The sequence below is a fragment of the Caballeronia humi genome (assembly GCF_001544475.1).
Classification (GTDB): Bacteria; Pseudomonadota; Gammaproteobacteria; order Burkholderiales; family Burkholderiaceae; genus Caballeronia; species Caballeronia humi.
The window spans coordinates 107,362-134,281 of sequence record NZ_FCNW02000014.1 but is presented as its reverse complement, the minus strand read 5'-3'; the positions used below and the strand labels follow the sequence as shown (position 1 = coordinate 134,281).

Annotated in this window: 22 protein-coding genes; 19 read left to right on the top strand and 3 right to left on the bottom strand. The window is 63.5% G+C overall.

Features of this window, described 5'->3' with window-relative positions; genetic code table 11:
- Nucleotides 1-210 precede the first annotated feature (210 nt).
- Nucleotides 211-336, bottom strand: coding sequence for a hypothetical protein (locus AWB65_RS37635; protein ID WP_268808249.1), 126 nt, complete (start codon nt 334-336; stop codon nt 211-213).
- 269 nt (nt 337-605) lie between these two features.
- Entirely contained in the window at nt 606-1,805 is a 1,200-nt protein-coding gene (locus AWB65_RS15700) for a M20 aminoacylase family protein (RefSeq protein WP_087668026.1), read from the bottom strand.
- 164 nt (nt 1,806-1,969) lie between these two features.
- Here AWB65_RS15700 and AWB65_RS15695 point away from each other — a divergent pair, with 164 nt between their 5' ends.
- Nucleotides 1,970-4,060 (top strand): molybdopterin-containing oxidoreductase family protein, encoded by a 2,091-nt coding sequence (locus tag AWB65_RS15695; protein WP_087668025.1) that lies wholly within the window; start codon nt 1,970-1,972, stop codon nt 4,058-4,060.
- Nucleotides 4,061-4,188: 128 nt separating this feature from the next.
- Nucleotides 4,189-5,862 carry a long-chain fatty acid--CoA ligase gene (locus AWB65_RS15690; RefSeq protein WP_087668024.1) on the top strand — a complete coding sequence of 558 codons (1,674 nt, stop codon included), beginning with the start codon at nt 4,189-4,191 and terminating at the stop codon, nt 5,860-5,862.
- Nucleotides 5,863-6,004: 142 nt separating this feature from the next.
- On the opposite strand, the gene AWB65_RS15685 is transcribed toward AWB65_RS15690, so the two are convergent.
- On the bottom strand, nt 6,005-7,168 hold the full coding sequence (locus AWB65_RS15685; RefSeq protein WP_087668023.1) for a porin: 1,164 nt from the start codon (nt 7,166-7,168) through the stop codon (nt 6,005-6,007).
- Nucleotides 7,169-7,507: 339 nt separating this feature from the next.
- Between AWB65_RS15685 and coq7 the strand changes: the two genes are divergently transcribed.
- From coq7 to AWB65_RS15600, 17 genes are all read left to right on the top strand, one after another.
- Nucleotides 7,508-8,164: a 2-polyprenyl-3-methyl-6-methoxy-1,4-benzoquinone monooxygenase gene (gene coq7 / locus AWB65_RS15680; protein WP_087668022.1), complete on the top strand. Its 657-nt coding sequence runs from the start codon at nt 7,508-7,510 to the stop codon at nt 8,162-8,164.
- A gap of 385 nt (nt 8,165-8,549) precedes the next feature.
- Nucleotides 8,550-8,978 carry a division/cell wall cluster transcriptional repressor MraZ gene (gene mraZ, locus AWB65_RS15675; RefSeq protein ID WP_087668021.1) on the top strand — a complete coding sequence of 143 codons (429 nt, stop codon included), beginning with the start codon at nt 8,550-8,552 and terminating at the stop codon, nt 8,976-8,978.
- A gap of 16 nt (nt 8,979-8,994) precedes the next feature.
- Nucleotides 8,995-9,948: a 16S rRNA (cytosine(1402)-N(4))-methyltransferase RsmH gene (gene rsmH / locus AWB65_RS15670; RefSeq protein ID WP_087668020.1), complete on the top strand. Its 954-nt coding sequence runs from the start codon at nt 8,995-8,997 to the stop codon at nt 9,946-9,948.
- Nucleotides 9,945-10,289: a cell division protein FtsL gene (gene ftsL, locus AWB65_RS15665; protein WP_025584319.1), complete on the top strand. Its 345-nt coding sequence runs from the start codon at nt 9,945-9,947 to the stop codon at nt 10,287-10,289. The genes rsmH and ftsL overlap by 4 nt, the downstream gene beginning before the upstream one ends.
- On the top strand, nt 10,286-12,127 hold the full coding sequence (locus AWB65_RS15660) for a peptidoglycan D,D-transpeptidase FtsI family protein (RefSeq protein ID WP_087668019.1): 1,842 nt from the start codon (nt 10,286-10,288) through the stop codon (nt 12,125-12,127). Before ftsL ends, AWB65_RS15660 begins: the two co-directional genes overlap by 4 nt.
- Entirely contained in the window at nt 12,124-13,665 is a 1,542-nt protein-coding gene (locus AWB65_RS15655; protein WP_087668018.1) for a UDP-N-acetylmuramoyl-L-alanyl-D-glutamate--2,6-diaminopimelate ligase, read from the top strand. Before AWB65_RS15660 ends, AWB65_RS15655 begins: the two co-directional genes overlap by 4 nt.
- Nucleotides 13,662-15,083, top strand: coding sequence for a UDP-N-acetylmuramoyl-tripeptide--D-alanyl-D-alanine ligase (locus tag AWB65_RS15650; RefSeq protein WP_087668017.1), 1,422 nt, complete (start codon nt 13,662-13,664; stop codon nt 15,081-15,083). The genes AWB65_RS15655 and AWB65_RS15650 overlap by 4 nt, the downstream gene beginning before the upstream one ends.
- Nucleotides 15,084-15,102: 19 nt before the next feature.
- Nucleotides 15,103-16,272, top strand: a complete 1,170-nt coding sequence (mraY, locus tag AWB65_RS15645; protein ID WP_025496821.1) for a phospho-N-acetylmuramoyl-pentapeptide-transferase — start codon at nt 15,103-15,105, stop codon at nt 16,270-16,272.
- A 26-nt stretch (nt 16,273-16,298) separates the two neighbouring features.
- On the top strand, nt 16,299-17,804 hold the full coding sequence (gene murD / locus AWB65_RS15640; RefSeq protein WP_087668016.1) for a UDP-N-acetylmuramoyl-L-alanine--D-glutamate ligase: 1,506 nt from the start codon (nt 16,299-16,301) through the stop codon (nt 17,802-17,804).
- Nucleotides 17,801-19,114, top strand: coding sequence for a putative lipid II flippase FtsW (gene ftsW / locus AWB65_RS15635; RefSeq protein WP_087668015.1), 1,314 nt, complete (start codon nt 17,801-17,803; stop codon nt 19,112-19,114). The genes murD and ftsW overlap by 4 nt, the downstream gene beginning before the upstream one ends.
- Nucleotides 19,111-20,253 (top strand): undecaprenyldiphospho-muramoylpentapeptide beta-N-acetylglucosaminyltransferase, encoded by a 1,143-nt coding sequence (murG, locus tag AWB65_RS15630; RefSeq protein ID WP_087668014.1) that lies wholly within the window; start codon nt 19,111-19,113, stop codon nt 20,251-20,253. The genes ftsW and murG overlap by 4 nt, the downstream gene beginning before the upstream one ends.
- Nucleotides 20,250-21,641 (top strand): UDP-N-acetylmuramate--L-alanine ligase, encoded by a 1,392-nt coding sequence (gene murC, locus AWB65_RS15625; RefSeq protein WP_087668013.1) that lies wholly within the window; start codon nt 20,250-20,252, stop codon nt 21,639-21,641. The genes murG and murC overlap by 4 nt, the downstream gene beginning before the upstream one ends.
- A gap of 29 nt (nt 21,642-21,670) precedes the next feature.
- On the top strand, nt 21,671-22,612 hold the full coding sequence (locus AWB65_RS15620) for a D-alanine--D-alanine ligase (RefSeq protein ID WP_087668038.1): 942 nt from the start codon (nt 21,671-21,673) through the stop codon (nt 22,610-22,612).
- 18 nt (nt 22,613-22,630) lie between these two features.
- Nucleotides 22,631-23,383, top strand: coding sequence for a cell division protein FtsQ/DivIB (locus AWB65_RS15615; RefSeq protein WP_087654786.1), 753 nt, complete (start codon nt 22,631-22,633; stop codon nt 23,381-23,383).
- A 27-nt stretch (nt 23,384-23,410) separates the two neighbouring features.
- Entirely contained in the window at nt 23,411-24,643 is a 1,233-nt protein-coding gene (gene ftsA, locus AWB65_RS15610; protein WP_087654785.1) for a cell division protein FtsA, read from the top strand.
- Between the two features lie 133 nt (nt 24,644-24,776).
- Nucleotides 24,777-25,976, top strand: coding sequence for a cell division protein FtsZ (gene ftsZ, locus AWB65_RS15605; protein WP_087668012.1), 1,200 nt, complete (start codon nt 24,777-24,779; stop codon nt 25,974-25,976).
- 274 nt (nt 25,977-26,250) lie between these two features.
- Nucleotides 26,251-26,754 (top strand): peroxiredoxin, encoded by a 504-nt coding sequence (locus AWB65_RS15600; RefSeq protein WP_087668011.1) that lies wholly within the window; start codon nt 26,251-26,253, stop codon nt 26,752-26,754.
- The last annotated feature ends 166 nt before the right edge of the window (nt 26,755-26,920 follow it).

The following is a 26,920-nucleotide window of genomic DNA, read 5'->3' as shown; positions in this document are numbered from 1 at the left end:
GTGAAAGTAGGTAATCGTCAGGCTCCTCATGCCTCAAACAAAAACCCCACCCCAAAAGTGGGGTTTTTGCGTTTCTATACCTATGCTCGCTTGATCCGACGCATAAGGGACAGAACGGCATCGTTGAGCGGGCGCGCCGCGTAATAGGCGCTGGAGCGGCTAATGCCGACCAGCCTCGCCTGCCGTGACTTGGGCAATGTGTGGGCGCGGTCAATCATTTTTTACACTCAGCAAGCCCACCTTGCCGAGCGCGCCTGATAAAAAATCGTTCTTCAGCGATACCTGATCAATTTTTGCATGCAGCGTCTTCAAATCAACCGGCAGTTCATCTGACACCGCGCCGCTCGCACCGAAAGCGTCCGCCGCGCGCTTCTGAAGTTGTCGTTTCCACTCGGTGATCTGGTTCGGGTCATATCGAATTGCTGTGCGAGTTCGGCCAACGTGCGTTCGCCGCGCACCGCCGCCAGCGCGACCTTTGCTTTGAACGCCCCTGAGCGCGTACGCCTATTCTCTTGGTCATCTTCGGGGTTTTTTGCCAAGCCGTATGCGCCTCTCGGTTCCCGGCATCTCCACCTGCACCACGGCCCGGATTGCTCGGGCCACCTCTATACGCGTCCGCGCGACAGAAAACGTTCCGCGAGCTTCACCCAATACGTCGATCCGACCGAAAGCAGGCCGTCATTAAAGTCATAACTCGCGTTATGAAGCATGCACGGTCCTGCACCGTGTCCTGATTCTCGATGTCCGCCTTCCCCGTTGCCGAGGAACGCATAGCATCCCGGCTTCGCGAGCAGCATAAAGGAGAAGTCCTCGGCGCCCATCGTCGGCTCGACTGATGCGTCGAGTTTGTCTGCCCCCACTACCTCAGCCATCACCGATGCCGCGAACCGCGTCTGCTCCGCGTCGTTGATCGTCGGCGGATAGTTGCGGTGAAAGTGAAACTCGACGTCGCAATCGTACGCGGCGGCCGTCGATTCCACGATCTTGCGCATGCGGTTTTCGATCAAATCCAGCGTTTCCACCGTGAACGTCCGCACCGTCCCCGCCAACGTAGCTTCGTCCGGCACTACGTTGACGGCGTCGCCGGCGTGGATCTGCGTGATAGACAGCACCGCCGTATCGATCGGTTTCTTGTTGCGCGTGATGATGCTCTGCAAGCCGTTCGCGATCTGAACCGCCGTGAACACGGGATCGTGCCCGTTATGCGGAAGCGCCGCGTGCGATCCCGTGCCGCGGACCCTGATCCGAAATTCGTTGCTCGACGCCATGATCGGCCCTTCCGTCACGCCGAAATGACCCGCCGGCATGCCGGGCCAGTTGTGAATCCCGAACACGGCATCGACGGGAAAGCGCTCGAAAAGACCATCCTCGATCATCGCGCGCGCACCCGCGCCGCCTTCCTCGGCCGGCTGGAAGATGAAGACCACCGTGCCATCGAACGTGCCGTGCTGAGCCAGATGTTTCGCCGCGCCGAGCAGCATCGCGGTGTGCCCGTCGTGGCCGCAGGCGTGCATCCGGCCGGCGTTCTCCGACCGGTGGTCGAACGTGTTGATTTCCTGGATGGGCAGGGCGTCCATATCGGCGCGAAGTCCGATCGATGCCTCGCTCGAGCCGCGTTTCAGTACGCCGACCACGCCCGTCTTGCCGAGTCCGCAATGAACGGTGATGCCCCAGCGTTCGAGATTTTCAGCAACCAGTTGCGCCGTTCCGACCTCCTCGTATCGAAGTTCGGGATGCGCGTGGATCGTTCGTCGGAGCGCCTTGATTTCTTCGTGTGCTGCTTCGATTTCTGGGATCAGGTTCATTTGAACTACTCTCGTTTTGCGAAGAAAAATGCTGTGCGCCTTGTCGGACGCGGCTCCAGGATCATTTTACGCCGCGACAAATTAATCGATCTGACCGGTGCCCAACCGCCAGCCGTAATAAAATCCGCTTATCTGCCCGTTGCGTGTTTCTACCGGACTTCCGTATGAATGCCCCCGCCGTCCCCGCCGAATTTGCCCGCGCCGTATGCCCGCACGACTGTCCCGACACCTGCGCAATGCGTGTCACTGTCAAAGACGGCAAAGCCGTCAAAGTCAGCGGCGATCCGGACCATCCGCCGACGCAGGGCGTCCTCTGCACGAAGGTCACGCGTTACGCGGATCGCACACATCACCGAGACCGGCTGCTTATGCCGATGCGTCGCGTCGGGCGGAAGGGCGAAGGCCGTTTCGAAGCGATCGGCTGGGATGAAGCGCTGCGCTTCGCCGCCGAGCGCCTGACTCCGATCGCGGCCCGCGCGCCCGAGGCGATCCTGCCATACAGCTACGCGGGAACGATGGGCCTTGTGCAGGGCGAAAGCATCGCGGCACGGTTTTTCAACGCGCTCGGCGCGTCGCGGCTCGATCGGACGATTTGTGCGGCGGCCGGTGCGGCCGGCCTCAAATATACCTACGGCGCGAGCCTCGGCATGCACACCGAGTATTTCGAGGAAAGCGAGCTGATCCTGATCTGGGGCGCGAACCCGATCGCTTCGAACCTGCATTTCTGGACGCGCGCGCAGGAGGCCAAGCGGCGCGGCGCGCGGCTGATCGCGATCGATCCGTATCGCTCGCTGACCGCCGAAAAGTGTCATCAGCACATCGCGTTGAAGCCGGGCACCGATGCGGCGCTCGCGCTCGCGATGATCGACGTGCTGATAAAGGAAAACCTGATCGACCGCGAATACATCGATGCCCATACGTTCGGTTTCGAGCAACTCAAGGCGCGCGCGGCCGAATATCCGCCGGCGCGCGCCGCGCAGATTTGCGGCATCGACGAGCAGGTGATCGTCGAACTCGCGCGCGCGTTCGGCGCGACGAAAAAGGCGTCGATCCGTCTGAACTACGGCATGCAGCGTGTGCGCGGCGGCGGCAATGCGGTTCGGGCGGTCGCGTGTCTGCCATCGCTCACTGGCGCCTGGCGCGAGCGGTCGGGCGGGATGTTGCTGTCATCCTCGGGGTGGGCGCCGGTCGATTCCGCCGCGCTCGAACGGCCCGATCTGCTTCTCGGCTGGCCATCGAAGCTGCCGCGTCTCATCAACATGAACGCGCTCGGCGACGCGCTGCTCCATCCGGGCAATGCAACGTTCGGCCCAAAGGTCGAGGCGCTGATCGTCTACAACTCGAACCCGGTCGCGGTCGCGCCGGATTCGGAGAAAGTCGCGGCCGGCTTCGCGCGCGATGACTTGTTCACGATCGTCCTAGAGCATTTCCAGACCGATACCGCCGACTACGCCGACCTGATCTTTCCGGCCACCACGCAGCTCGAACACCTCGACGTCCACAAGTCGTACGGGCATACGCACGTGATGGCGAACCTGCCGGCGATCGCGCCGGTCGGGGATTCGCGTTCGAATACCGAGATCTTCCGCGGCCTCTCCCGCGCGATGGGCCTTTCAGATCCGGCCCTCTTCGAAACCGACGAAGAAATCGCGTCGAAGGCGTTCCGCTGGGACGATCCGGCGCTCGCGGGCCAGAGCTGGAACACGCTGAAGACGGCGGGCTGGGCGCAGCTCAAGATCGCGGACGCGCCTTTCGCGAATGGCGGTTTCCGCACGCCATCGGGGAAATGCGAGTTCGTTAGCGGGCGTCTGCAGAGTCAGGGCCTCGATCCGCTGCCCGATTACCTCGCACCGTATGAATCCGCCGATGGCTCACCCGAACTCGCCGCGCGCTATCCGCTCGCAATGATCTCGCCGCCCGCGCGCAACTTCCTGAACAGCAGCTTCGTGAATGTGGAGAGCCTGCGCTCGACTGAAGGCGAGCCGCATCTCGATATCCATCCCGCCGATGCGCACGCGCGCCAGATCGCGGACGGCGAAATCGTGCGTATCTTCAACGATCGCGGATCGATGCAGGCGCGCTCGCGCGTGACCGACCGGGCGCGCGAAGGCGTGGTCGTCGGCTTGTCGATCTGGTGGAAGAAGCTCGCGCCGGATGGCCGCAACGCCAATCAGGTCACGAGCCAGGCGCTGACCGATCTTGGGGGATCGGCGACGTTCTATGACTGCCTGGTCGAGGTGGAAGCGGCGCATTGAGCGGTGTGAATCCGAAGGCTCCGAAAGGTGGTGGAGGGTGGCGTCTAACCCGGTTGTGGGAAGCGGAGCGAGCCGTTAGCATTCGTTTTCCGCACGACCATTCTATAAATATATAAAGGAGACGCCGCATGGAAAAAATCTGGCTGAAGTCGTATCCGGCCGGCGTGCCCACGGAGATCGACGCTTCAGCGTACCGCTCGGTTTCGCAACTGCTCGAGGACAGTTTTCGGAAGAATCGCGATCGACGCGCGTTCATCTGTATGGGGCAAGCGATCACGTATGGCGAACTCGACGCGATGTCGCGCAAACTCGCCGCGTGGTTCCAGTCGAAGGGGCTGAAGCCCGGCGCGCGCGTCGCGCTCATGATGCCCAACGTGCTGCAGTATCCGGTCGCGATCGCGGCCGTTTTGCGCGCGGGGTACATCGTCGTCAACGTCAATCCGCTCTATACGCCGCGTGAGCTCGAGCATCAGTTGAAGGACTGCGGCGCGGAAGCGATCGTGCTGCTCGAAAACTTCGCGACCACGCTTCAGGCGGTCGTGAAGAACACGGCGATCAAGCACGTCGTCGTGGCCGCGATGGGCGACTTGATGGGCGTAAAGGGACTGCTGGTCAATTTCGTTGTCCGGCGAGTGAAGAAAATGGTGCCGGAGTGGAACCTGCCCGGTCACGTGCGCTTCAACGACGCCATCGCTCAAGGCGCGCGCGAAACGCTTCAAAGCGTCGAGCAGAATCCCGACGACGTCGCGTTTCTCCAGTACACGGGCGGCACGACCGGCGTCGCGAAGGGCGCGACGCTGCTGCACCGGAACCTGATCGCGAACGTGCTTCAGTCGGAAGTGTGGCTCGAGCCGGCACGCAAGATGCGCCCGGACATCGATCAGTTCGTGTGCGTCGTGGCGCTGCCGCTCTATCACATCTTCGCGCTGACGGTTTGCGGGCTGCTGACGATTCGAACCGGCGGCCTCGGCGTGCTGATCCCCAATCCGCGCGATATCGGCGGGACGATCAAGGCGCTCAAAGGCATTCCGATCAACACGTTCCCCGCCGTCAACACGCTCTACAACGCGTTACTGAACCATCCGGATTTCACGAGCCTCGATTTTTCGAAGCTCGTGTCGGCGAACGGCGGCGGCATGGCCGTGCAGGAAGCGGTGGCGAAGCGCTGGTTCGAGGCGACCGGCGTGCCGATCGTCGAGGGTTACGGGTTGTCGGAAACGTCGCCCTGCGTGACAAGCAACCCGGTGACCGCCACCGAATATACCGGCACGATCGGGCTGCCGTTCCCGTCGACGGAAATCTCCATCCGCGACGACGACAACAACGAACTGCCGCTCGGCGTCGCCGGCGAAATCTGCATCCGGGGACCGCAGGTGATGCCGGGCTACTGGAACCGGCCGGACGAAACGGCGAAAGTGATGACGCCGGACGGCTTCTTCAAATCGGGCGACGTCGGCGTGATGGACGCGCGCGGCTACGTGAAGATCGTGGACCGGAAGAAGGACATGATCCTGGTGTCGGGCTTCAACGTGTATCCGAACGAGATCGAGGATGTCGTCGCGAAGCTGCCGGGCGTGTGCGAAGTCGCGGCGGTCGGCGTGAAGGACCAGAACTCGGGCGAAGCGGTGAAGCTGTTTATCGTGAAAAAGGACCAGAGCCTGACCGAAGCCGACGTCATTGCGTTCTGCCGCGATCAGTTGACGGGGTACAAGCGGCCGCGCAGCATCGAATTCCGCAGCGACCTGCCGAAGAGCAACGTTGGCAAGATCCTCAGGCGGGAATTGCGCGACGGGAAAGCCTGAGAACGCACGCGCAAAAAAAGCCCTCGTTGTCGCGAGACACGAGGGCTTTTTGTCGTCCGACGGCAACATTTGGGACGCGACGGCATAAAAAAAGGCGCCCGAAGGCGCCTTTCTAAAGCAAATACCGCTTTGTTCAGACTTATTAGAACTTGTGACGGATGCCGACGATCGCAGCAACCTGGTTCGACGTCGACGACGCCGTCAGGCCATTGATGTTCGCGCGAGCCGTCTGGTTCGTCGAGTCCGTGCCCGAAGCGTGCTGGTACACGCCTGCGACGTAGAAGTCCGTGCGCTTCGACAGGAAGTAGTCCACGCCGGCCATGCCTTGGTGGTACTTCGCGTCGTTCAGGCCGTAGCCCTTCGTGTAGTCGTAGGCCAGGCCGAGCAACAGTGCCGGCGTCAGCTGATACTTGAAGTTGATTTCGGCGTTGTGGAACTTGGCCGTGCCGCCGGTGTAGCCAACCGGGTTCAGAGCGGCGCCGCCGTCCGTGCCCACGTCCTTGAACTGCGTGTTGCTGTACGTTGCGCCGATCGTTGCTGCGGCGATCGTGTACGCGGCGCCAGCCGAAATCACTTGCTGCTCGTGCGCCGAAGCGTAGCCCGAGTACACGAGGCTGCCGCCCATGTTCGAACCCGTCGTGCTCGACGTAGCGTTGTTGCCGAAGAACGAGCTGTTCGGGTTCTTGACGTTCAAGTAACCTGCGCCCAATTGCAGCGGGCCGCGGTTGTAGCCCGCACCCACCGACCAGATCTGGTTGCGGTTGAACTGGCCAGCCACGCCGCCGAGGCTGTACAGACCGCCAAACTTGAAGCCGGCGTAGTCGTTGCTCGTGTACTTGATCGCGTTGTTCACGCGATTCGAGTTGTTCATGTTGTCCAGGTCGCCCGGGTGTGCGCCGAAGTACGTCGCCCACTGGCTACCGACTTCCAGCGCGCCGGTGTAGTCAACCACGGAGTCGTACTGACGACCGAGGGTTGCCGTACCGAACTGAGCCGTCGACAGGCCCACGTAGGCTTGACGGCCGAACTCGTCGCCGCCTTGGCCCAGACGGCCGTTCATCACGTTGAAGCCGTTTTCCAACACGAAGATGGCCTTCAGACCGCCACCCAGATCTTCCGTACCACGCAGGCCCCAACGGCTGCCCTGCAGGTTGCCGCTGTTCAGCGAGTACAGCTTTTGACCTGCGCTATTGTTGTTGTACACGAAGCCAGCGTCGATGATGCCGTACAGCGTCACGCTGCTCTGTGCTTGAGCGGCACCTGCGAACGTGCCCAATGCGGCCAGAGCGAGAAGCGACTTTTTCATTGAAATGATCTCCAAGGATGTTGAAACTGTTGGCAAGGTCACTGTTCTTCGTGCCAGTGTGTTGACGTCCCCGCCGGGTGCTTCCAAAAGAAGTTGGACGTAATGTAACAAAGAGGCTTTTGCGAACAAAGGAAAAGCCGACCGTCTGGTCGTGCCCTGTGACGTTTACGCAACATGCGCTAAAATCCCGGTTCCGCTCATTTTTGCGACCGGGGTTTCCCCTAATTCCAAAGCGGGACAAGTTTCCAGGGCTTTATTGAGAGAAGGACGGAAGCTTGCGGATTGCTCAGGATCGCGAAGGGTGAACGTCTTGAAAAGGCTGGCTGAAGGGAGATGCGAATGACGCTTGACGAACTGATTACGGAGTTCGATCGCGGATTGCGATCGATGGCGGGCGTAAGCCGCATGTCGCGTCCGGTTCCCGAATCGAAGGCGGCCGGTCACGTCGATGAGTTCGGCATGCCGTCGCAGGCGCCGGATCTTACCGACGAGGAGAAGGCGCATTCGGCGGGGCTGATGCGTGTGAATCACGTCGGCGAGGTGTGTGCACAGGCGCTTTATCAGGCCCAGAAACTCGCCACTCACTCGCGCGCGCTCAAGGACGATTTCGAGCGCGCCGCGCGTGAGGAAGAAGACCACCTCGCGTGGACCACGCAACGTCTGAAGGACCTCGATTCGCGGCCGAGCCTGCTGAATCCGTTGTGGTACGCCGGATCGCTTGCGATTGGGTTCGTCGCCGGGCGATTTGGCGATCGCGCGAGCCTCGGCTTCATGGCGGAAACCGAGCGCCAGGTCGAGCATCATCTCGACGGCCATATGAAGAAGCTGCCGGCGAACGATCTCGCGTCGCGGGCGATCGTCGAGCAGATGCGGCTTGATGAGAGCGCGCACGCGTCGGCGGCGGTGGCGGCGGGCGGATCCGAAGTTCCGTTTCCGATTCGCGCACTGATGAAGGCGGCATCGAAAGTGATGACGACCACGGCGTATCGAATCTGACCCACCTCGTGCGGTGGGACAACATCCCACCGCGCGCGTTATCCCCTCGTTATCCGCGCAATGCCGCGAATCCGCCTTGCAGAACCTTTACGGTTCGAGCGTTTCCCCTGCGCATTTCACGTACTACCTTCAGAACCCGCACTAGCTCTTTCATTCATAACGGTTTTCAATTCCCGGGCTACTTCAAGCTCGCGCGCTAAGTCCTTGTTCTGGAAAACAAAAACTATCAAATAAAAGGTCTGAGCCTTGACCCTACAAATGCGTTCCTCTAAAGTGGGAGAAGGTGTGAGAAAGTGTATTTTCGTGTGATTTCGAACGCACTTTCCGGCATATTTTCGACAGAGCGGTGGCGCCGGCATGGCGCCGTCAAAAGGGGAGAGGGCGAGTGTTCCAGGGGGCGTCGGCGCTGACGCTCGATGCGAAAGGACGGATGTCGGTTCCGTCTCGCTATCGGGAAGCGCTGCAAGCACAGGCAGAAGGCCGGGTGACGCTCACGAAGAGCCCGGATGGATGTCTGTTGCTCTTTCCTCGCCCGGAGTGGGAAGTCTTTCGCGCAAAAGTCGCCGCACTTCCGATGGAAGCCGGCTGGTGGCAGCGCATTTTCCTTGGCAACGCAATGGACGTCGAACTCGACACGGCGGGGCGCGTGCTCGTGTCGCCGGAGTTGCGCTCGGCGGCATCGCTCGAAAAGAACGTGACGCTGCTCGGCATGGGTAACCGCTTCGAGTTATGGGACGCGGACACCTACGCCGCGAAGGAAGCGGCGGCGATGGCGCAGGGCATGCCCGAGTCGCTCAAGAATTTCACTTTCTGACGCGGCGCTGATCAACATGGCACCTGCGATGGGAAACGAGTTGCAGCATCGCACGGTGCTGCTGGATGAAGCGGTAGATGCATTGGTCACGCGCACGGACGGTATCTATATAGATGGCACGTTCGGGCGCGGCGGCCACAGTCGTGCGGTATTGGCGAAGCTGGGGGAAACGGGGCGTCTGATCGCTTTCGACAAAGATCCGCTTGCCATCGCCACGGCGCAACAAATAGAGGACTCACGCTTTTCGATCGTGCACGACAGCTTTGCTGCCCTGCGCGACGCGGCGAGCGAACGAGGAGTAGCGCGGGTATCGGGTGTGTTGCTGGATCTGGGGGTGTCGTCGCCGCAGGTGGACGATCCGGGTCGCGGCTTCAGCTTCAGGGCCGAGGGCCCGCTCGACATGCGGATGGACCCGACTCGCGGCGAGTCGGCGGCCGAGTGGCTCGCGCGGGCAACGGTGCAGGAATTGACGGAGGTGATCAGAGATTATGGGGAAGAACGGTTTGCTTTTCAGATTGCAAAGGCGCTTGTTGCTCGCCGGGCAGAGTCCGACCGTCTTGGGCCTCTCGTCAGCACGAGCGAGCTTGCCCAAATCGTGGGTCACGTCGTCAAAACCCGTGAGAAGGGCAAGGATCCGGCAACCCGCACCTTTCAGGCTATACGGATTCACATCAATCAAGAGCTTGCGGAGCTGCAGGTAGTCCTGGAACACGCATTGGGTTTGCTGGAGCAAGGGGGCCGGCTGGTCGTGATCAGCTTTCATTCGCTCGAGGATCGGATCGTCAAACGGTTCATGCAGGCGCACGCAAGCGCGCCTGCGGTCGATCGTCGCCTGCCGATCCGCGCCGTCGATCTGCCCAGCCCGCCGATGCGGATCGTCGGCCGGGTATTTGCGAGCGACGCCGAAGTCGCAGGCAACCCGCGCGCCCGTTCCGCCGTGATGCGTATCGCGGAGCGGATCGCGCCATGAACCGCCTCAACATTTTCCTGTTGATCGTCGTGCTCGGGTGCGCGTTGTCGGTCGTCAGTGCGACCAATCAGCAGCGGCAGATTTTCATCGAATTGCAGCGGGCGCAGTCGCAGGAGCGCCAGCTTCAGCAGGATTACTCGCAGTTGCAGTATCAGCAGAGCGCGTTGTCCAAAACGTCGCGCATCGAGCAGTTGGCGACTACCTCCTTGAAGATGCAGCCCGTGAGCACCGGCCGCACGCAATACCTCACCTACGATCCGGCGACCTCCAAGGCCGCCGATGCCCCCATGCCGCCGCCGCTGCCGGCGTCGGCGCCTCCTGCGCGCGGAGCGAAGCGATGAAGAAATCCGCGAAGCAGAAGGGCGTTGCGTTCACGCCCAACCCGATCCTTTCCGTGCGCCTGCCGATGTGGCGCTCGAAGTTCGTCGTGTTCCTGTTGTTCATGGCATTCGTCGCGCTCGCCGCGCGCGCGTTCTGGATCCAGGGCCCTGGCAACGCGTTTTTCAAGAAACAGGGCGAGAGCCGCTATCAGCGCACGCTCGAACTCCCGGCTACGCGCGGCCAGATTCGCGACCGCAACGGCCTCGTGCTCGCGACGAGTCTTCCCGTCAAGGCGATCTGGGCGATCCCAGAAGCCGTGCCGGACAACCTCGGAGCGGAGAAACTCGCCGAATTGTCGAAACTGCTCGACATGACGCAGAAGGAATTGCGCGCGAAATTGTCGGTCGACAAGACCTTCGTCTACGTGAAACGCCAGGTTCCGCTCGAAACCGCGCAAAAAGTCGCGGCGCTCGACATTCCGGGCATTTACTCGCGCGGCGAATACAAGCGCTTCTATCCGGAAGGCGAAATCACCGCGCATCTGATCGGCTTTACTAATATTGAAGACAAGGGCCAGGAAGGCGTCGAACTCGGCGACCAGCACGTGCTGGCCGGCACGCCGGGCATGCGACGTGTGATCAAGGACCGGATGGGCCACATCATCGAGGACGTGGACGAACAGGTCGTGCCGCATAACGGCACGGACGTCGATCTCTCGATCGACAGCAAGATCCAGTACATCGCGTACACGAACCTGAAGGCGGCGGTCGAGAAGTCGAAGGCGAAGGCAGGCGCGGCAATCGTGATCGACGTGAAGACGGGCGAAGTGCTCGCGCTCGTCAACTATCCCACATACAACCCGAACGACCGCTCGCGGATGACCGGCGAGCAGTTGCGCAACCGCATCCTCACGGACACCTTCGAGCCCGGCTCGATCATGAAGCCGTTTACGGTGTCGCTCGCGCTGGATCTGCATCGCGTGTCGCCGAATACGCTCGTGGAGACGGGCGGCGGCGTGTTCGTCCTCGACGGCGCGCGCATCACCGACGACGCCGGTTTCGGCACGCTGACGGTCGGCGGCGTGATCCAGAAGTCGAGCAATATCGGCGCGACCAAGATCGCTATGCAACTGCGCCCGGAAGAAATGTGGAACATGTATACGAGCATCGGCCTGGGACAGGCGCCGAAGGTCGGCTTCCCGGGCGCGGTCTCCGGGCGTCTGCGGCCGTGGAAAAGCTGGCGCCGCATCGAGCAGGCGACGATGTCGTACGGCTATGGACTGTCAGCGTCGCTGTTCCAGCTCGCGCGCGCCTATACGACGATCGCGCACGACGGCCAGGTGGTGCCCGTTTCAATTTTTCGCACGCCCGGCGACCAGCCGGTGCAGGGCTCGCAGGTCTTCGCGCCGACCACCGCGCGTGAAGTCCGCGCGATGCTCGAAACCGTGACCGCAAAGGGCGGCACGTCGCCGGATGCGGCGGTGCCGGGCTATCGCGTCGGCGGCAAGAGCGGCACGGCGTACAAGCACGCGGGCCGCGGCTACGACAAATCGAAATATCGCGCGTCGTTCGTCGGCATGGGGCCGATGCCGAATCCGCGCATCGTGGTAGCGGTTTCCGTCGATGAACCGACGGTCGGCAGCCACTTCGGCGGACAGGTGTCGGGGCCGGTATTCTCGGCGATCGCCGGCGATACGCTGCGCGCGCTCAATGTCCCGCCCGACATGCCGGTCAAGCAGATGGTCGTCAACGACGAATCGGGCGCGGCGTCCCAGCCGGCCGCGACGACGGCGCCACAGAACGCCAAAAAGCTCGCGGTATCGAGCAGCAACAAGACGCATCCGGGAGTGGTTCGATGAACGCTTCCACGAAGTCGAAGGCGCAGAAGGACATCGCGCAGGCCGTGCAATGGTTGCGCGCGCACGCGCAACCAACCGCGCAACTCCACGCCGACACGCGCTCGCTGAAAAGCGGCGACGTGTTTTTCGCGTACGCCGTCGATGGCGCGGACAACCGCCAGTACATCGACGCCGCGCTTGCGAGCGGCGCGGCCGCTGCGCTGTATCAACCGGAAAACTTTGTCGGCAAGCCGGACGCCTCGAAAACGCTTGCTGTGAAGGCGCTGAATGAACTCGCCGGTCCGATCGCCGCCGCATGGTATGGCGAACCGACCGATTCGATGCTGACCGTCGGTGTGACCGGCACGAACGGCAAAACGTCGTGCAGCCAGTGGCTTGCCACCGCGTTGACCGCGCTCGGCAGTCCGTGCGCGATCGTCGGTACGCTCGGGATCGGGATGCCGGGCAAGCTCGTCGCGAGCGGCTTCACCACGCCCGACGCACCGCAACTCCAGCGCAATCTCGCGCAATTGAAGGCCGATGGCGCGCAGGGCGTCGTGATGGAAGTGTCGTCGCATGCGCTGCATCAGGGGCGCGTGAACGGCACAAATTTCGACATCGCGATCTTCACGAATCTCACGCAGGACCACCTCGACTACCACGTCACGTTCGACGCGTACGAAGCCGCGAAGGCGCGCCTTTTCGCGTGGCCGTCGCTGAAGGCGGCGATCGTCAATCGCGACGATGCCGCCGGCCAGCGCCTGATCGAAGCGTTGCGCGGCAAGGTCCGCACGATTGCGTACGGCGTCGAAATCGCGGCTGAAGCTGCGCCGCGCGCCGACGCGATGCTGCTCGCCACCAACGTCCGCGCGACGGCGAACGGCACGGCGTTCCACCTGGCTTCCGACTGGGGCCAAGCGGACGTCGAAGTCGGCACGCTCGGCGTGTTCAACGTGAGCAACCTGCTCGCGGTGCTCGGCGCGCTGCTCGAAACGGGCGTCCCGCTCAACGGCGCGCTCGCGCAGATCACGAAGCTCGAATCGGTGAACGGACGCATGCAGCGTCTCGGCGGCCGGTTGCAGAGCGACGAACCGCTCGTCGTGATCGACTTCGCGCACACGCCCGACGCGCTTGACAAAACCCTCGCCGCATTGCGCCCGATCGCAGAAGCTCGCAGCGGCGAGCTCGTCTGCATGTTCGGCTGCGGCGGCGACCGCGACGCCACGAAACGTCCGTTGATGGGCGCGATCGCGGAAAAGCTCGCGGATCAAGTGGTGATCACGAGCGACAACCCGCGCAGCGAAGACCCGCAAGCGATCATCGACCAGATCGCGGCCGGCATGAGCGATGCGTCGAAGGCGCGCCGTATCGAAGACCGCGCGAGCGCGATCCTTCAGGCGATCCGCACGGCGGCGAAGGAGGACGTGATCGTGCTGGCCGGAAAAGGGCACGAAGCCACGCAGGAAATCATGGGAAAGAAACGCGCGTTCTCCGATCAGGATCACGCGCGCCTCGCGCTCGCCGCACGCGTCACGCATACGCGCGGAGGTGGCGAATGACGATGTTCACCTTGCGCGAAGCCGCCACGCTGATTCCGGGCGCTGTCGTCGTTGGCGATGAAAACGTCGCGTTCGACCGCGTCTCGACGGATAGCCGCACGGCACAGGTCGGGGATCTGTTCGTCGCGGTGAAGGGCGATCGTTTCGATGCGCATGATTTCCTGAAACAGGTGGCGGAGCGCGGGACCTCGGCGGCACTTGTTTCACGCGTGCCCGCTGATGTGTCCCTTCCTGTCATCAAGGTAAAGGACACGCGCGCGGCGCTCGGTGCGCTTGCGAACGGATGGCGCAAGCGCTTCACGATGCCGCTCGTTGCCGTCACCGGCAGCAACGGCAAGACGACGGTCAAGGAAATGATCGCGTCGATCTTTGCGGCGGCGGTCGGCGTCGAAGCGCGCATGGCGACGGCGGGCAATTTCAACAATGACATCGGTTTGCCGCTCACGTTGTTTCGTCTGAATGCGCAGCATCGGCTCGCCGTGGTCGAGCTCGGCATGAACCACCCAGGCGAAACCGACGCGCTCGGCAAGATCGCGGCGCCGACGGTTGCGGTCGTGAACAACGCGCAGCGCGAGCATCAGGAATTCATGGCGACCGTCGAAGCGGTCGCGCTGGAGCACGCGTCGGTGATCCACGCGCTCGGCGAGACCGGCACGGCTGTTTTCCCCGCCGACGATGCCTACGCCAGCATCTGGCGTGTCGCCGCGACGGGCAATCCGATCATCGACTTCGCGCTGTCCGGCGATCCGTCGAAGGCGGCGGTGACGGGCCGCGTCGAAGGGACCAACGTCGAAATCGTCACGCCGCAGGGCCCGCTCACGGTCGCGCTGCGCGTGCTCGGCGAGCACAACGCGCGCAACGCGCTCGCGGCAACGTCGGCGGCATTGGCAGCGGGCGTTTCGCTCGATGCGATCAAGCGCGGTCTCGAAGCTTTCGAGCCGGTGAAAGGGCGCCTGCAGGTGAAGCGCGCGGCCATTGAAGCGATCGAAGGCGCGACCGTCATCGATGATACGTACAACTCGAACCCGGATTCGATGCGCGCCGCCATCGACGTGCTGGCAGCGCAGGCGTCGCCGCGCGTCCTCGTGATGGGCGACATGGGCGAAGTCGGCGACCAGGGTCCGGCGTTTCATCGCGAAGTCGGCGCGTATGCGGCGGAACGCGGCATCGACGCGCTCTACGCGTTAGGCGACGCCAGCGCCGCGTCGGCGAAGGCGTTCCATTCGGCGGCATCGAACAAGAGCGCGAAGCACTTCACCGATGTGCAGGAACTCATTGCAGCACTGAAGCGCGCCGGTTTCGGACCTGGCGCAACGTTTCTCGTGAAAGGCTCGCGTTTCATGCAGATGGAACGCGTGGTGGACGCCGTGACGAGTCCACACCAACCCGCTCCGGGCACAGCGCCCGGCGCACACTGAATAGAAGAGAAGGACCAGCATGCTACTCGCACTCGCGCAATGGCTCCAGAATGACGCCAGCTTCATGCGCGTGTTCATCTACATCACGTTCCGCGCCGTGGGTGCCACGGCGACGGCGCTTCTGATCGGCCTCGTTTGCGGACCGTGGGTGATCCGCAAACTGACGGCGATGAAAGTCGGCCAGGCCGTGCGCAAGGACGGCCCGCAGACGCATCTCGTCAAATCCGGCACGCCGACGATGGGCGGCGTTTTGATCCTGCTCGGCATCGCCGTGTCGACGCTGCTCTGGGCCGATCTCACGAACCGCTTCGTGTGGATCGTGATGCTCGTCACGTTCGGCTACGGCGTGATTGGCTGGGTGGACGACTACCGCAAGGTGGTCCACAAGGACCCGCGCGGGATGTCGTCGCGCGAGAAATATTTCTGGCAATCGGTGATCGGCTTGTTCGCGGCCGTGTATCTGGCGTTCAGCGTGTCCGAGGCGAACAACGCACGCGTCTTCGATCTCTTCATGGCGTGGGTGAGGAGCGGCCTTTCGATGGGCCTGCCCGCGCGCGCCGACCTGATGCTGCCGTTCGTCAAGGCGATCAGCTATCCGCTAGGCGTGTGGGGCTTCATCGCGCTGACGTATTTCGTGATCGTCGGCGCGAGCAACGCCGTGAATCTCACCGACGGTCTCGACGGCCTTGTGATCATGCCCGTCGTGCTGGTGGGCGCATCGCTTGGCGCGTTCGCTTACGTGATGGGCAGCTCGGTGTACTCGAAATACCTGCTGTTCCCGCACATTCCCGGCGCGGGCGAACTGCTGATTTTCTGCTCGGCGATGGGCGGCGCGGGGCTAGCGTTCCTCTGGTACAACACGCACCCCGCGCAGGTTTTCATGGGCGATGTCGGCGCGCTCGCGCTCGGCGGCGCGCTCGGCACGATCGCCGTGATCGTGCGGCAGGAAATCGTGCTCTTCATCATGGGCGGTATTTTCGTGGCGGAAACGCTGTCGGTGATGCTGCAGGTGTTCTGGTTCAAGTACACGAAGCGCCGCTACGGCGAAGGACGGCGCGTCTTCAAGATGGCGCCGCTGCATCACCACTATGAGTTGTCGGGCTGGACCGAAACGCAGGTCGTCGTGCGTTTCTGGATCATCACGCTGATGTTGTGTCTCTTCGGGCTCTCCACGCTCAAGTTGCGTTGAATCGTTGTCAGAGAAAGGTTAAAGCGATGTTTGGCGAGAAGTTTCTGGATCGGCAAAGTCCGATGGTGCTCGTGCTGGGGCTCGGTGAATCCGGCCTCGCGATGGCGCGCTGGTGCGCCAGGCACGCGTGCCGGCTGCGGATCGCCGATACGCGGGAGACGCCGCCCAACCTTTCCGAACTGGCGGCTCACAAGATCGACGCAGAGTTCGTCGGTGGCGCGTTTACGCCTGCGCTGCTGGACGGCGGTATCGAAATCGTCGCGATCAGCCCGGGGCTGTCACCGCTGGCTGAAGATCTCAGACCGCTCATCGATGCCGCCCGCGAACGCGGCATTCCCGTGTGGGGCGAACTCGAACTGTTCGCGCAGGCGCTCCGGTCGCTTGCGGTGAACGGGTACGCGCCGAAAGTCGTCGCGATCACCGGGACCAACGGCAAAACCACGACCACCGCGCTCACGGGCCTGCTCTGCGAGCGCGCGGGCAAGACGGTGGCCGTGGCGGGCAATATCAGCCCGGCCATGCTGGACAAGCTTTCCGACGCCATCGACAACACCGCGCTGCCCGATGTCTGGGTGCTCGAATTGTCGAGTTTTCAGCTTGAGACGGCGCACACGTTCGCTCCGGACGCTGCCGCCGTGCTGAATATCACGCAGGATCACCTCGACTGGCACGGCGGCCTCGACGCCTACGCGGCAGCCAAGGGCCGCATTTTCGGCACGCGTACTGTCCGCGTGCTGAACCGCGACGACGCCCGCACCATGGCGCTCGCGCAAGGCTCGCCGAGCGTGGTGACGTTTGGCCTGGACGAACCGGCGCGGGTGGGCGACTACGGTCTGCTGCGCGACAACGACATCCTGTGGCTCGCGCAAGGACACGACCGCGACGCCAGCGACGAGCCCGCGCCAACGCGCCGCCGCAAGCAGGAAGCCGCCGCGCCGGATTTGTTCTCGAAGCGCCTGATGCCCGCCGACGCATTGCGTATCCGCGGCTTGCACAACGCGGCTAACGCGCTGGCGGCACTGGCGCTCGCGCGCGCGATCGGCTTGCCGCTCGCCGCGCTCCTGCACGGCTTGCGCGAATATCGCGGTGAGCCACATCGCGTGGAAGTGATCGCGCAAATCGACGGCATCGATTACGTCGACGACAGCAAGGGCACCAACGTCGGCGCGACCGTCGCGGCGCTCGACGGGCTCGCGCAGCGCGTCGTGCTGATCGCCGGCGGCGACGGCAAGGGGCAGGATTTCTCGCCGCTCGTCGCGCCCGTCGCGCGCTGGTGCCGCGCGGTGATGCTGATCGGACGCGATGCGCCCCGTATCCGCGAGGTGCTGGCGGAAACCGGCGTCGAACTGCAGGACCACGCGACGCTCGAAGCGGCGACGCAAGCCGCCACGCAACTCGCGCAACCGGGCGACGCCGTGCTGCTCTCGCCGGCGTGCGCGAGCCTCGACATGTTCAGGAACTACGCACATCGCGCGGACGTGTTTCGTCACGCGATCGAAGAAATCGCCGCCGTGCGGGGAGTGATGCTATGAGCTGGTCCGAACGCTTTGGATCGAAACTCACGGGACAGCGCAACGCGGTCGCCAACGACAGCGCCGCGCTCGGCGGCCGCATGAGCCGCACGAGCAACCTCGGCGGCGCGCACACGGCGGAACGCGACGGCGGCATTTCGAGCGCCGTCAACGGTGTGCGCCCGGTCCGCTCGCGCCTGCTCGATTACGATCACTCGCTGCTTTGGGTGACGATCGCGCTGCTCGCACTCGGCATCGTGATGGTGTATTCGGCATCGATCGCCATGCCCGATTCGCCGAAATACGCGCAATACCGTGACTACCACTTTCTCGTGCGCCACCTGATCTCGGTGACCACCGCCGTGGTCGGCGCGATCGTCGCGTTCAAGATTCCGGTCTCCGCGTGGGACAAATACGCGCCAAAGCTCTTCCTCGCCGCGCTGGTGCTGCTCGTGATCGTGCTGGTCCCGCACCTCGGCAAGGGCGTGAACGGCGCGCGGCGCTGGATTCCGCTCGGCATCACGAACATGCAGCCGTCGGAAATCATGAAGCTCGCTGTGACGATCTACGCCGCCAACTACACCGTGCGCAAGCAAGAGTTCATGCATAGCTTCGGCCGCGGCTTTTTGCCGATGGCGGTCGCGGTCGGCGCGGTCGGGGCGTTGCTGCTGCTCGAGCCGGACATGGGCGCATTCATGGTGATCGCGGCGATCGCGATGGGCGTGCTGTTTCTCGGCGGCGTGAACGGCAAGCTGTTCGGCGGGCTCGTCGCGACGGCGGTCGGCACGTTCGCGCTGCTCGTGTGGGCATCGCCGTGGCGTCGCGAGCGGATCTTCGCCTACCTCGATCCGTGGGACGACCGTTACGCGCAAGGCAAGGCCTATCAGCTGACGCACTCGCTGATCGCGTTCGGGCGCGGCGAATGGTTCGGCGTGGGACTCGGCGGCAGCGTCGAGAAGCTCAACTACCTGCCCGAAGCGCATACCGATTTCATCCTCGCGGTGATCGGCGAGGAACTGGGCTTTATCGGCGTGATCGTCGTGATCCTGATGTTCTACTGGATCGTGCGGCGCGCGTTCGAGATCGGCCGTCAGGCGCTCGCGCTCGATCGCACGTTCGCGGGGCTGATGGCGAAAGGCGTCGGCATCTGGTTCGGCGCGCAGACCTTCATCAACATGGGCGTGAACCTCGGCCTCCTGCCGACGAAGGGCCTCACGTTGCCGCTCGTCAGTTACGGCGGCTCGGGCATCTTGCTGAATTGCGTCGCGCTCGCGGTGCTGATGCGCGTGGACTACGAGAATCGAGTGCTGATGCGCGGAGGGAAGGTATGAGCGCATCGGGCGCACGCGGCTCGCGCACGCTGATGGTGATGGCGGGCGGCACCGGCGGACACGTGTTCCCGGGGCTCGCGGTCGCCCACTGGATGCAGGCGCGCGGCTGGCGCGTGGTCTGGCTCGGCAACGCGGCGGGCATGGAAGCGACGCTCGTCCCGAAGCACGGCATCCCGATGGAATACGTGCGCTTCGGCGGCGTGCGCGGCAAAGGCATCACGACGAAGCTGATGCTGCCCGTGAACCTCATGCGCGCATGCTCGCAAAGCCTCGCGGCGCTGCGCCGCGTGAAGCCGGACGTCGTGCTCGGCATGGGCGGTTACATCACGTTCCCGGCCGGCCTGATGACGAAGCTCGCGGGCTGCCCGCTCGTGCTGCACGAACAGAATTCGATCGCGGGACTCGCGAACAAAGTGCTCGCGCATCTTGCGAAACGCGTACTGGTTGCGTTCCCGAACGCGCTGCCGAACGCCGAATGGACCGGTAATCCGATTCGTGCGGAACTTGCGCGCGCGTTGTCACCCAAAGAACGCTACGCCGCTCGCTCCGGGCCGCTTTCCGTGCTGATCGTCGGCGGCAGTCTGGGCGCGGCGGCGTTGAACGAAACGGTGCCTAAAGCCATCGCCCTGCTCGATCCTTCGATGCGTCCGCGCATCGTGCATCAGGCGGGCGCGAAGCATATCGAAGCGCTCGAAGCGAACTACGCGGCGGCCGGATTGCAGCGCGGCGAAGACCTGCAACTTGTGCCGTTCATCGAAGACATGGCGAGCGCCTACGCGGCCGCCGATCTCGTGATCTGCCGCTCGGGCGCGATGACGGTCTCCGAGATCGCGGCGGTCGGCGTGGCGGCGCTCTTCGTGCCGTTCCCGTTTGCCGTCGACGATCACCAGACCACGAATGCCGCGTTCCTCGAAAAGAACGGCGCGGCGCAACTGATACAGCAACGCGACCTCACGGCGGACACACTCGCCGGTTGGTTGCAGAGCCAGACGCGCGCATCGCTCGCCGAAATGGCCGTGCGTTCGCGCGAACTGGCGAAACCCGACGCGACCGAGCGCGTCGCCAAGGTATGCGCCGACGTCGCCGGCATGAGCATGGGCGTGGGCGAAAGCGCCGAAGCGCTGAAGGATTCGAAATGAAACACATCGTCAAGCATATTCACTTTGTCGGAATCGGTGGCGCGGGGATGAGCGGCATCGCCGAAGTGCTGCTCAACCTCGGCTATCAGGTGAGCGGCTCCGATCTCTCGAAGAACGCGGTCACCGAGCGGCTGATCGGGCTCGGCGCGCGCGTCGCCGTCGGGCATGACGCGCAGAACATCGAAGGCGCGAACGCGGTCGTCGTGTCAACGGCCGTGCGGTCCGACAATCCCGAAGTGCTCGCCGCGCGCCATCGCCGGATTCCGATCGTGCCGCGCGCAGTGATGCTCGCTGAACTGATGCGCCTGAAGCAGGGCATCGCGATCGCCGGCACGCACGGCAAGACCACGACGACCTCGCTCGTCGCGAGCGTGCTCGCGGCGGGCGGGCTCGATCCGACCTTCGTGATCGGCGGGCGCCTGATCAGTGCGGGCGCGAATGCGCGGCTCGGCACGGGCGACTTCATCGTCGCGGAAGCCGACGAGTCGGACGCATCGTTCCTGAATCTCTTTCCGGTGATCGAAGTAATCACGAACATCGACGCCGATCACATGGACACCTACGGCCACGACTTCGCGCGGCTCAAGCAGGCGTTCATCGAATTCACGCACCGGTTGCCGTTCTATGGCATCGCGGTGCTGTGCGTCGACGATCCGAATGTGCGCGAGATCCTGCCGTTCGTGTCGAAGCCGATCATTCGCTACGGTCTCGGCGCCGAGGCGCAGGTGCGCGCGGTGAACGTCGAGGCGCGCGACGGCCGCATGCACTTCACGACGCTGCGCGAAGACGCGCCGCCTCTCGACATCACGCTGAACCTGCCGGGCACGCACAACGTGCAGAACGCGCTGGCGGCGATCGCGATCGCGACCGAACTCGAAGTCGCGGATGCCGATATCCAGCGTGCGCTAGCGGAATTCAACGGCGTGGGCCGGCGCTTCCAGCGCTACGGCGAAGTGAAGGTGAACGGCGGCGCGTACACGCTGATCGACGACTACGGCCATCACCCGGTCGAAATGGCCGCGACGGTCGCGGCGGCGCGCGGCGCGTTTCCCGGCCGGCGGCTCGTGCTTGCGTTCCAGCCGCATCGCTTCACGCGCACGCGCGACTGTTTCGAGGACTTCGTGAAAGTGCTCTCCACCGTCGATGCGCTCGTGCTCACCGAAGTCTATTCGGCGGGGGAAGCGCCAATCGTCGCCGCCGACGGCCGGGCGCTCGCGCGCGCGATTCGCGTCGCGGGGAAGGTCGAGCCGGTGTTCGTCGAAACGGTCGATGAGATGCCGGACGCGCTCGCCACTATCGCGCGTAACGGCGACGTGGTGATCACGATGGGCGCGGGGTCGATCGGCGGCGTGTGCGGGCGCATCACGCAAGAACAGCAATCGCAATAACTGAAATGAACGAAACAACGGGCCAAAGCGTGAATCAGATCGATCCGAAAGCATTCGGCAAGGTGGCAGTGCTCCTCGGCGGCAATTCGGCCGAGCGCGAGGTGTCGCTCAATTCCGGACGCCTCGTGCTGCAAGGCCTGCGCGACGCAGGCATCGACGCGCATCCGTTCGATCCGGCCGAACGTCCGCTCTCGGAACTGAAGGCTGAAGGTTTCGTGCGCGCGTTCATCGCGCTGCACGGCGGGTATGGCGAGAACGGCCAGTTGCAGGGCGCGCTCGATTTCTACGGCATCCGCTATACGGGCAGCGGCGTGCTCGGCTCGGCGCTCGGCATGGACAAGCTGCGCACCAAGCTCGTGTGGCAGCAGACCGGCGTGCCGACGCCGCCGTTCGAAACCGTCCTGCGCGGTGACGACTACGACGCGCGCGCGCATGAGATCGTCGCGAAGCTTGGCCTGCCGCTCTTCGTGAAGCCGGCAAGCGAGGGATCGAGCGTCGCGGTCATCAAAGTGAAAAGCGCCGAGGCGCTGGCGCCGGCGCTCATCGAAGCGGCGAAATTCGACAAGATCGTGATCGTCGAGAAGAGCATCGAAGGCGGCGGCGAGTTCACCTGCTGCATCGCGGGCGATCTCGATCTGCCGGTCATCAAGATCGTGCCGGCGGGCGAGTTCTACGACTACCACGCGAAGTACATCGCGAACGACACGCAATATCTGATTCCCTGCGGCCTCACGCCTGCCGAGGAAACGCGCATGAAGCAACTGACGCAGCGCGCCTTCGACATGCTCGGCTGCACCGACTGGGGCCGCGCCGATTTCATGCTCGATGCGGACGGCAATCCGTATTTCCTGGAAGTGAACACGGCGCCTGGCATGACCGATCACTCGCTGCCGCCGAAGGCAGCGCGCGCGGTCGGGATCAGCTATCAGGACCTCGTCGTGAAGGTGCTGTCGCTGACGCTGAAAAACTGAAAGGACTGAAGCCGAAACATGTGGAACAACGCTCGCCAACTCAACCTCGCCGCCAATGCGCTGCACGTGCTGCTCGTGCTCCTGCTGCTGGCCGCCGCGGGGTACTGGGCGATCCAGCGTCCCGAGTTTCGCCTCCGCGAGATCCAGATCGACGGGGATACGTCCCACATCAATTCGCCAACGGTGCGCGCGAGCGTCGTCGGGCGGCTGAAGGGCAACTTCTTCACCGTCGATCTCGATACGGCGCGCACCGCGTTCGAACAGATGCCGTGGGTGCGTCACGCGAGCGTGCGCCGCGTGTGGCCGAATGCGCTCGCCGTGACGCTCGAGGAATTCAAGCCGCTCGGCACGTGGGGCAGTGATCAGCTCGTGAGCGTCGACGGCGAGCTTTTCACGGCGAACCAGGGCGAGCTCGACGACGACTTGCCCGCGTTCGACGGCCCGGAAGGCACGGCGAAGGAAGTGGTCGCACGGTATCGCGATTTCACGAAGTGGTTCGCGCCGCTCGACGCGCATCCGGACGAAGTGATCCTGTCGCCGCGTTTCGCGTGGACGGTGAAGCTCTCGAACGGCACGCAGGTCGAACTTGGCCGCGAGCGCAATCAGGACACTTTATTCGACCGCAGCCGCCGTTTCGTGTCGGCGTGGTCGTCGGTGACGGGGCGGTGGGGAAATGACATCGAATACGCGGATTTGCGCTATCCGAACGGCTTCGCAATACGGGCTGCCGGCATGCGTTTCATCAGCGACACCGACAAAGCCAAGAAGTAAGCAGACATCACAGGCAATGAGCACGCTATGAGCAAAGACTACAAAGACCTGCTGGTCGCCCTCGACATCGGGACGTCGAAGGTGGTGGCGATCGTCGCCGAATTAAAGGGCGAAGGCCACTACGAGGTGATCGGACTCGGCCAGAACGATTCGAAGGGGTTGAAGAAAGGCGTCGTGGTCAATATCGAGGCCACGGTGCAGTCGATTCAGCGCGCGCTCGAAGAAGCGGAACTGATGGCCGATTGCAAGATCACAAACGTGTTCACCGGCATCGCGGGCAGCCATATCCGCAGCTTCAATTCGAGCGGCATGGTCGCGATCAAGGACAAGGAAGTCACGCAGACGGACGTCGCGCGCGTGATCGAGACGGCGAAGGCCATCAACATCCCGACCGATCAGCAGGTGCTGCACATCCTGACGCAGGAATTCATCATCGACGGCCAGGAAGACGTGCGCGAGCCGATCGGCATGAGCGGCATCCGGCTGGAAGTGAAGGTGCATATCGTCACGGGCGCGGTGAGCGCGGCGCAGAACATCGTGAAGTGCGTGCGCCGTTGCGGGCTCGAAGTGAACGACCTGATTCTGCAACCGCTCGCGTCGTCGCTGGCGGTGCTGACCGAGGACGAGAAGGAACTGGGCGTCGTGCTCGTGGATATCGGCGGCGGCACGACCGATATCGCGATCTTCAGCGAAGGCGCGATCCGTCACACGGCCGTGATCCCGATCGCCGGCGACCAGATCACGAGCGACGTCGCGATGGCGCTGCGCACGCCGACGCCCGACGCGGAAGACATCAAGGTGAGCTACGGCATCGCGAAGCAGGCGCTGGCCGACCCGGACGAAATGATCGAAGTGCCGGGACTCGGCGAGCGCGGTCCGCGCACGCTGTCGCGGCAGGCGCTGGCGGCGGTGGTGGAGCCGCGCGTCGAGGAGCTGTTCTCGCTCGTGCAGCAGGTCGTGCGCGAGTCGGGCTACGAGGAGTTGCTGAGCAGCGGCGTCGTGCTGACCGGCGGTGCATCGATGATGCCCGGCATGGTCGAGCTCGGCGAAGACATTTTCCTGAAGCCGGTGCGCATCGGCGTGCCGGAGTACGCGGGCGGTCTCGCGGATGTCGTGCGCAATCCGCGTTATTCGACGGCAATGGGCTTGCTCGTCGAAGGACGCTCGCAACGCATGCGCGGCCGCAAGGTCGCGGTGCAGTCAGGATCGATGGGACAGGTGTTCACGAGGATGAAGGACTGGTTCCTCGGGAACTTCTAAAAAAAAGCATCACTGAGAGTTGTAACGAAAAACGCAGCAAAAAAATACGCGCTGGTGCCGGCGGCTGGCGCGCGACAAGGGGTTGCCCGATCCCTCGCCGAATAACGCCGCTTTTCATCTTGACGGAGGCAACATGGATTTCGAAATGCTGGAAACGGAAACCAACGGAACGATCATCAAGGTCGTCGGAGTTGGTGGCGCTGGCGGCAATGCCGTGCAGCATATGATCAACCGCGGCGTGCAGGGCGTCGACTTCATCGTCATGAACACCGACGCGCAAGCGCTCGCCCGTTCGCGCGCGACCACGGTAATCCAGCTCGGCAATACGGGTCTCGGAGCGGGCGCCAAGCCGGACATGGGCAAGGCCGCGGCTGAAGACGCACGCGAGCGTATCGCCGATGCACTGCGCGGCGCGCACATGGTGTTCATCACCGCCGGCATGGGCGGCGGCACGGGCACGGGCGCCGCGCCGGTCGTCGCGCAGATCGCGAAGGAAATGGGGATTCTGACGGTTGGTGTCGTCAGCAAGCCGTTCGAGTTCGAAGGTGGCCGCCGCATGCGCGTCGCTGAAGCGGGCTCGCAGCAACTGGAGGATCACGTCGATTCGCTGATCGTCGTGCTGAACGACAAGCTGTTCGAGGTGATGGGCGACGACGCCGAGATGGACAAGTGCTTCCAGTGCGCCGACGACGTGCTGAACAACGCTGTGGCCGGCATCGCGGAAATCATCAACGTCGACGGTCTGGTCAACGTCGACTTCGAAGACGTGAAGACGGTGATGGGCGAGCAGGGCAAGGCGATGATGGGCACGGCGACGGTCGCCGGCGTCGATCGCGCGCGTCTGGCTGCCGAGCAGGCTGTCGCAAGCCCGCTGCTGGAAGGCGTCGATCTGTCGGGTGCGCGTGGCGTGCTGGTGAACATCACGTCGAGCCGTTCGTTGCGTCTGTCGGAAACGCGCGAAGTGATGAACACGATCAAGAGCTATGCTGCTGAAGATGCCACTGTTATTTTTGGCGCGGTCTACGATGACGCAATGGGCGACGCTCTGCGCGTGACGGTGGTGGCGACGGGTCTCGGCCGCGCGGCGAAGAATAAGCAGCAAGCCGCACCGATGACGCTGCTGCGCACCGGCACCGACAACCAGCCGATCTCGCATTCGCCGCAGCACAGCTACGCGCCGCAGCAATCGCACGCGACGGATTACGGCGCGCTGGATACCCCGGCGGTGTGGCGTTCGACGCGTGAAACGGCGGCTTCGCACGTTCAGGCGCTGCAGGAAAAGGGCGTCGATACGTATGACATTCCGGCGTTCCTGCGCAAGCAAGCCGACTGAGAAAGCTGAAGAAAGCTGCACGTTTCTTGCTGACTCGGTGTGGTGCGGCGCACTGCACGCGTGAAGCGGAACGCGGAGCCTGACGAATCGGGCTGATGGGGCGACTGTCCAAGGCCGCGTCCTTTTCTGGACGCCAGGCCGTGGCCAGCCGACCTCCACGGATGGCGCTTGATTTGCACGACGAGCGTTTGATCTGAAGCCGATTCCGTCTCGCTCTTGCGGCATAAAGTTGTTTCGCGAGGTTGCGAAAGCACTGACGAGCTAAGGACCGAGCATGATCAAAGTGGGTGACACGTTGCCGGATGCACGCCTCTTCGAGTTTGTCGAAGTCGCGGGCGAAGGCTGCGCCGTGGGACCGAACGGGTTCCAGGTGCGCGAACGGACAGCAGGCAAACGCGTGGTGATCTTCGGATTGCCGGGCGCGTTCACGCCAACCTGTTCTGCGAAACACGTACCGGGTTATGTCGAAGCGGCGGAGCGGTTGACCGCCGCTGGCATCGACGAAATCTGGTGCGTTTCCGTCAACGACGCGTTCGTGATGAGCGCGTGGGGACGCGATCTTCAAACCTCGGGCAAGGTGAAGATGATCGCCGACGGCGCCGCGCGTTTCACCCAGGCACTCGGTCTGGATCAGGATTTGTCGGAGCGTGGCATGGGAATCCGTTCCCAGCGCTACGCGATGGTGGTCGACAACGGCGTGGTCAAGACGCTCAATGTCGAAGCGCCCGGCAAGTTCGAAGTCAGCGACGCTGAAAGCATCCTGGCGACGTTGCGCTGATCGCAGCGGTGTCTCGTTGGCCTGCGTTGTAGCGGGACAACAAAAAATGACACCCTCGTCATCATCGTGACTTTGGGCCGATGACCGGAAATGCCTCCATTCCGGTCATCGGCCCGTTCTGCTTCCTCAATCCGCGCCGTTGGGCATTAGCGGGCGTAACACAGGG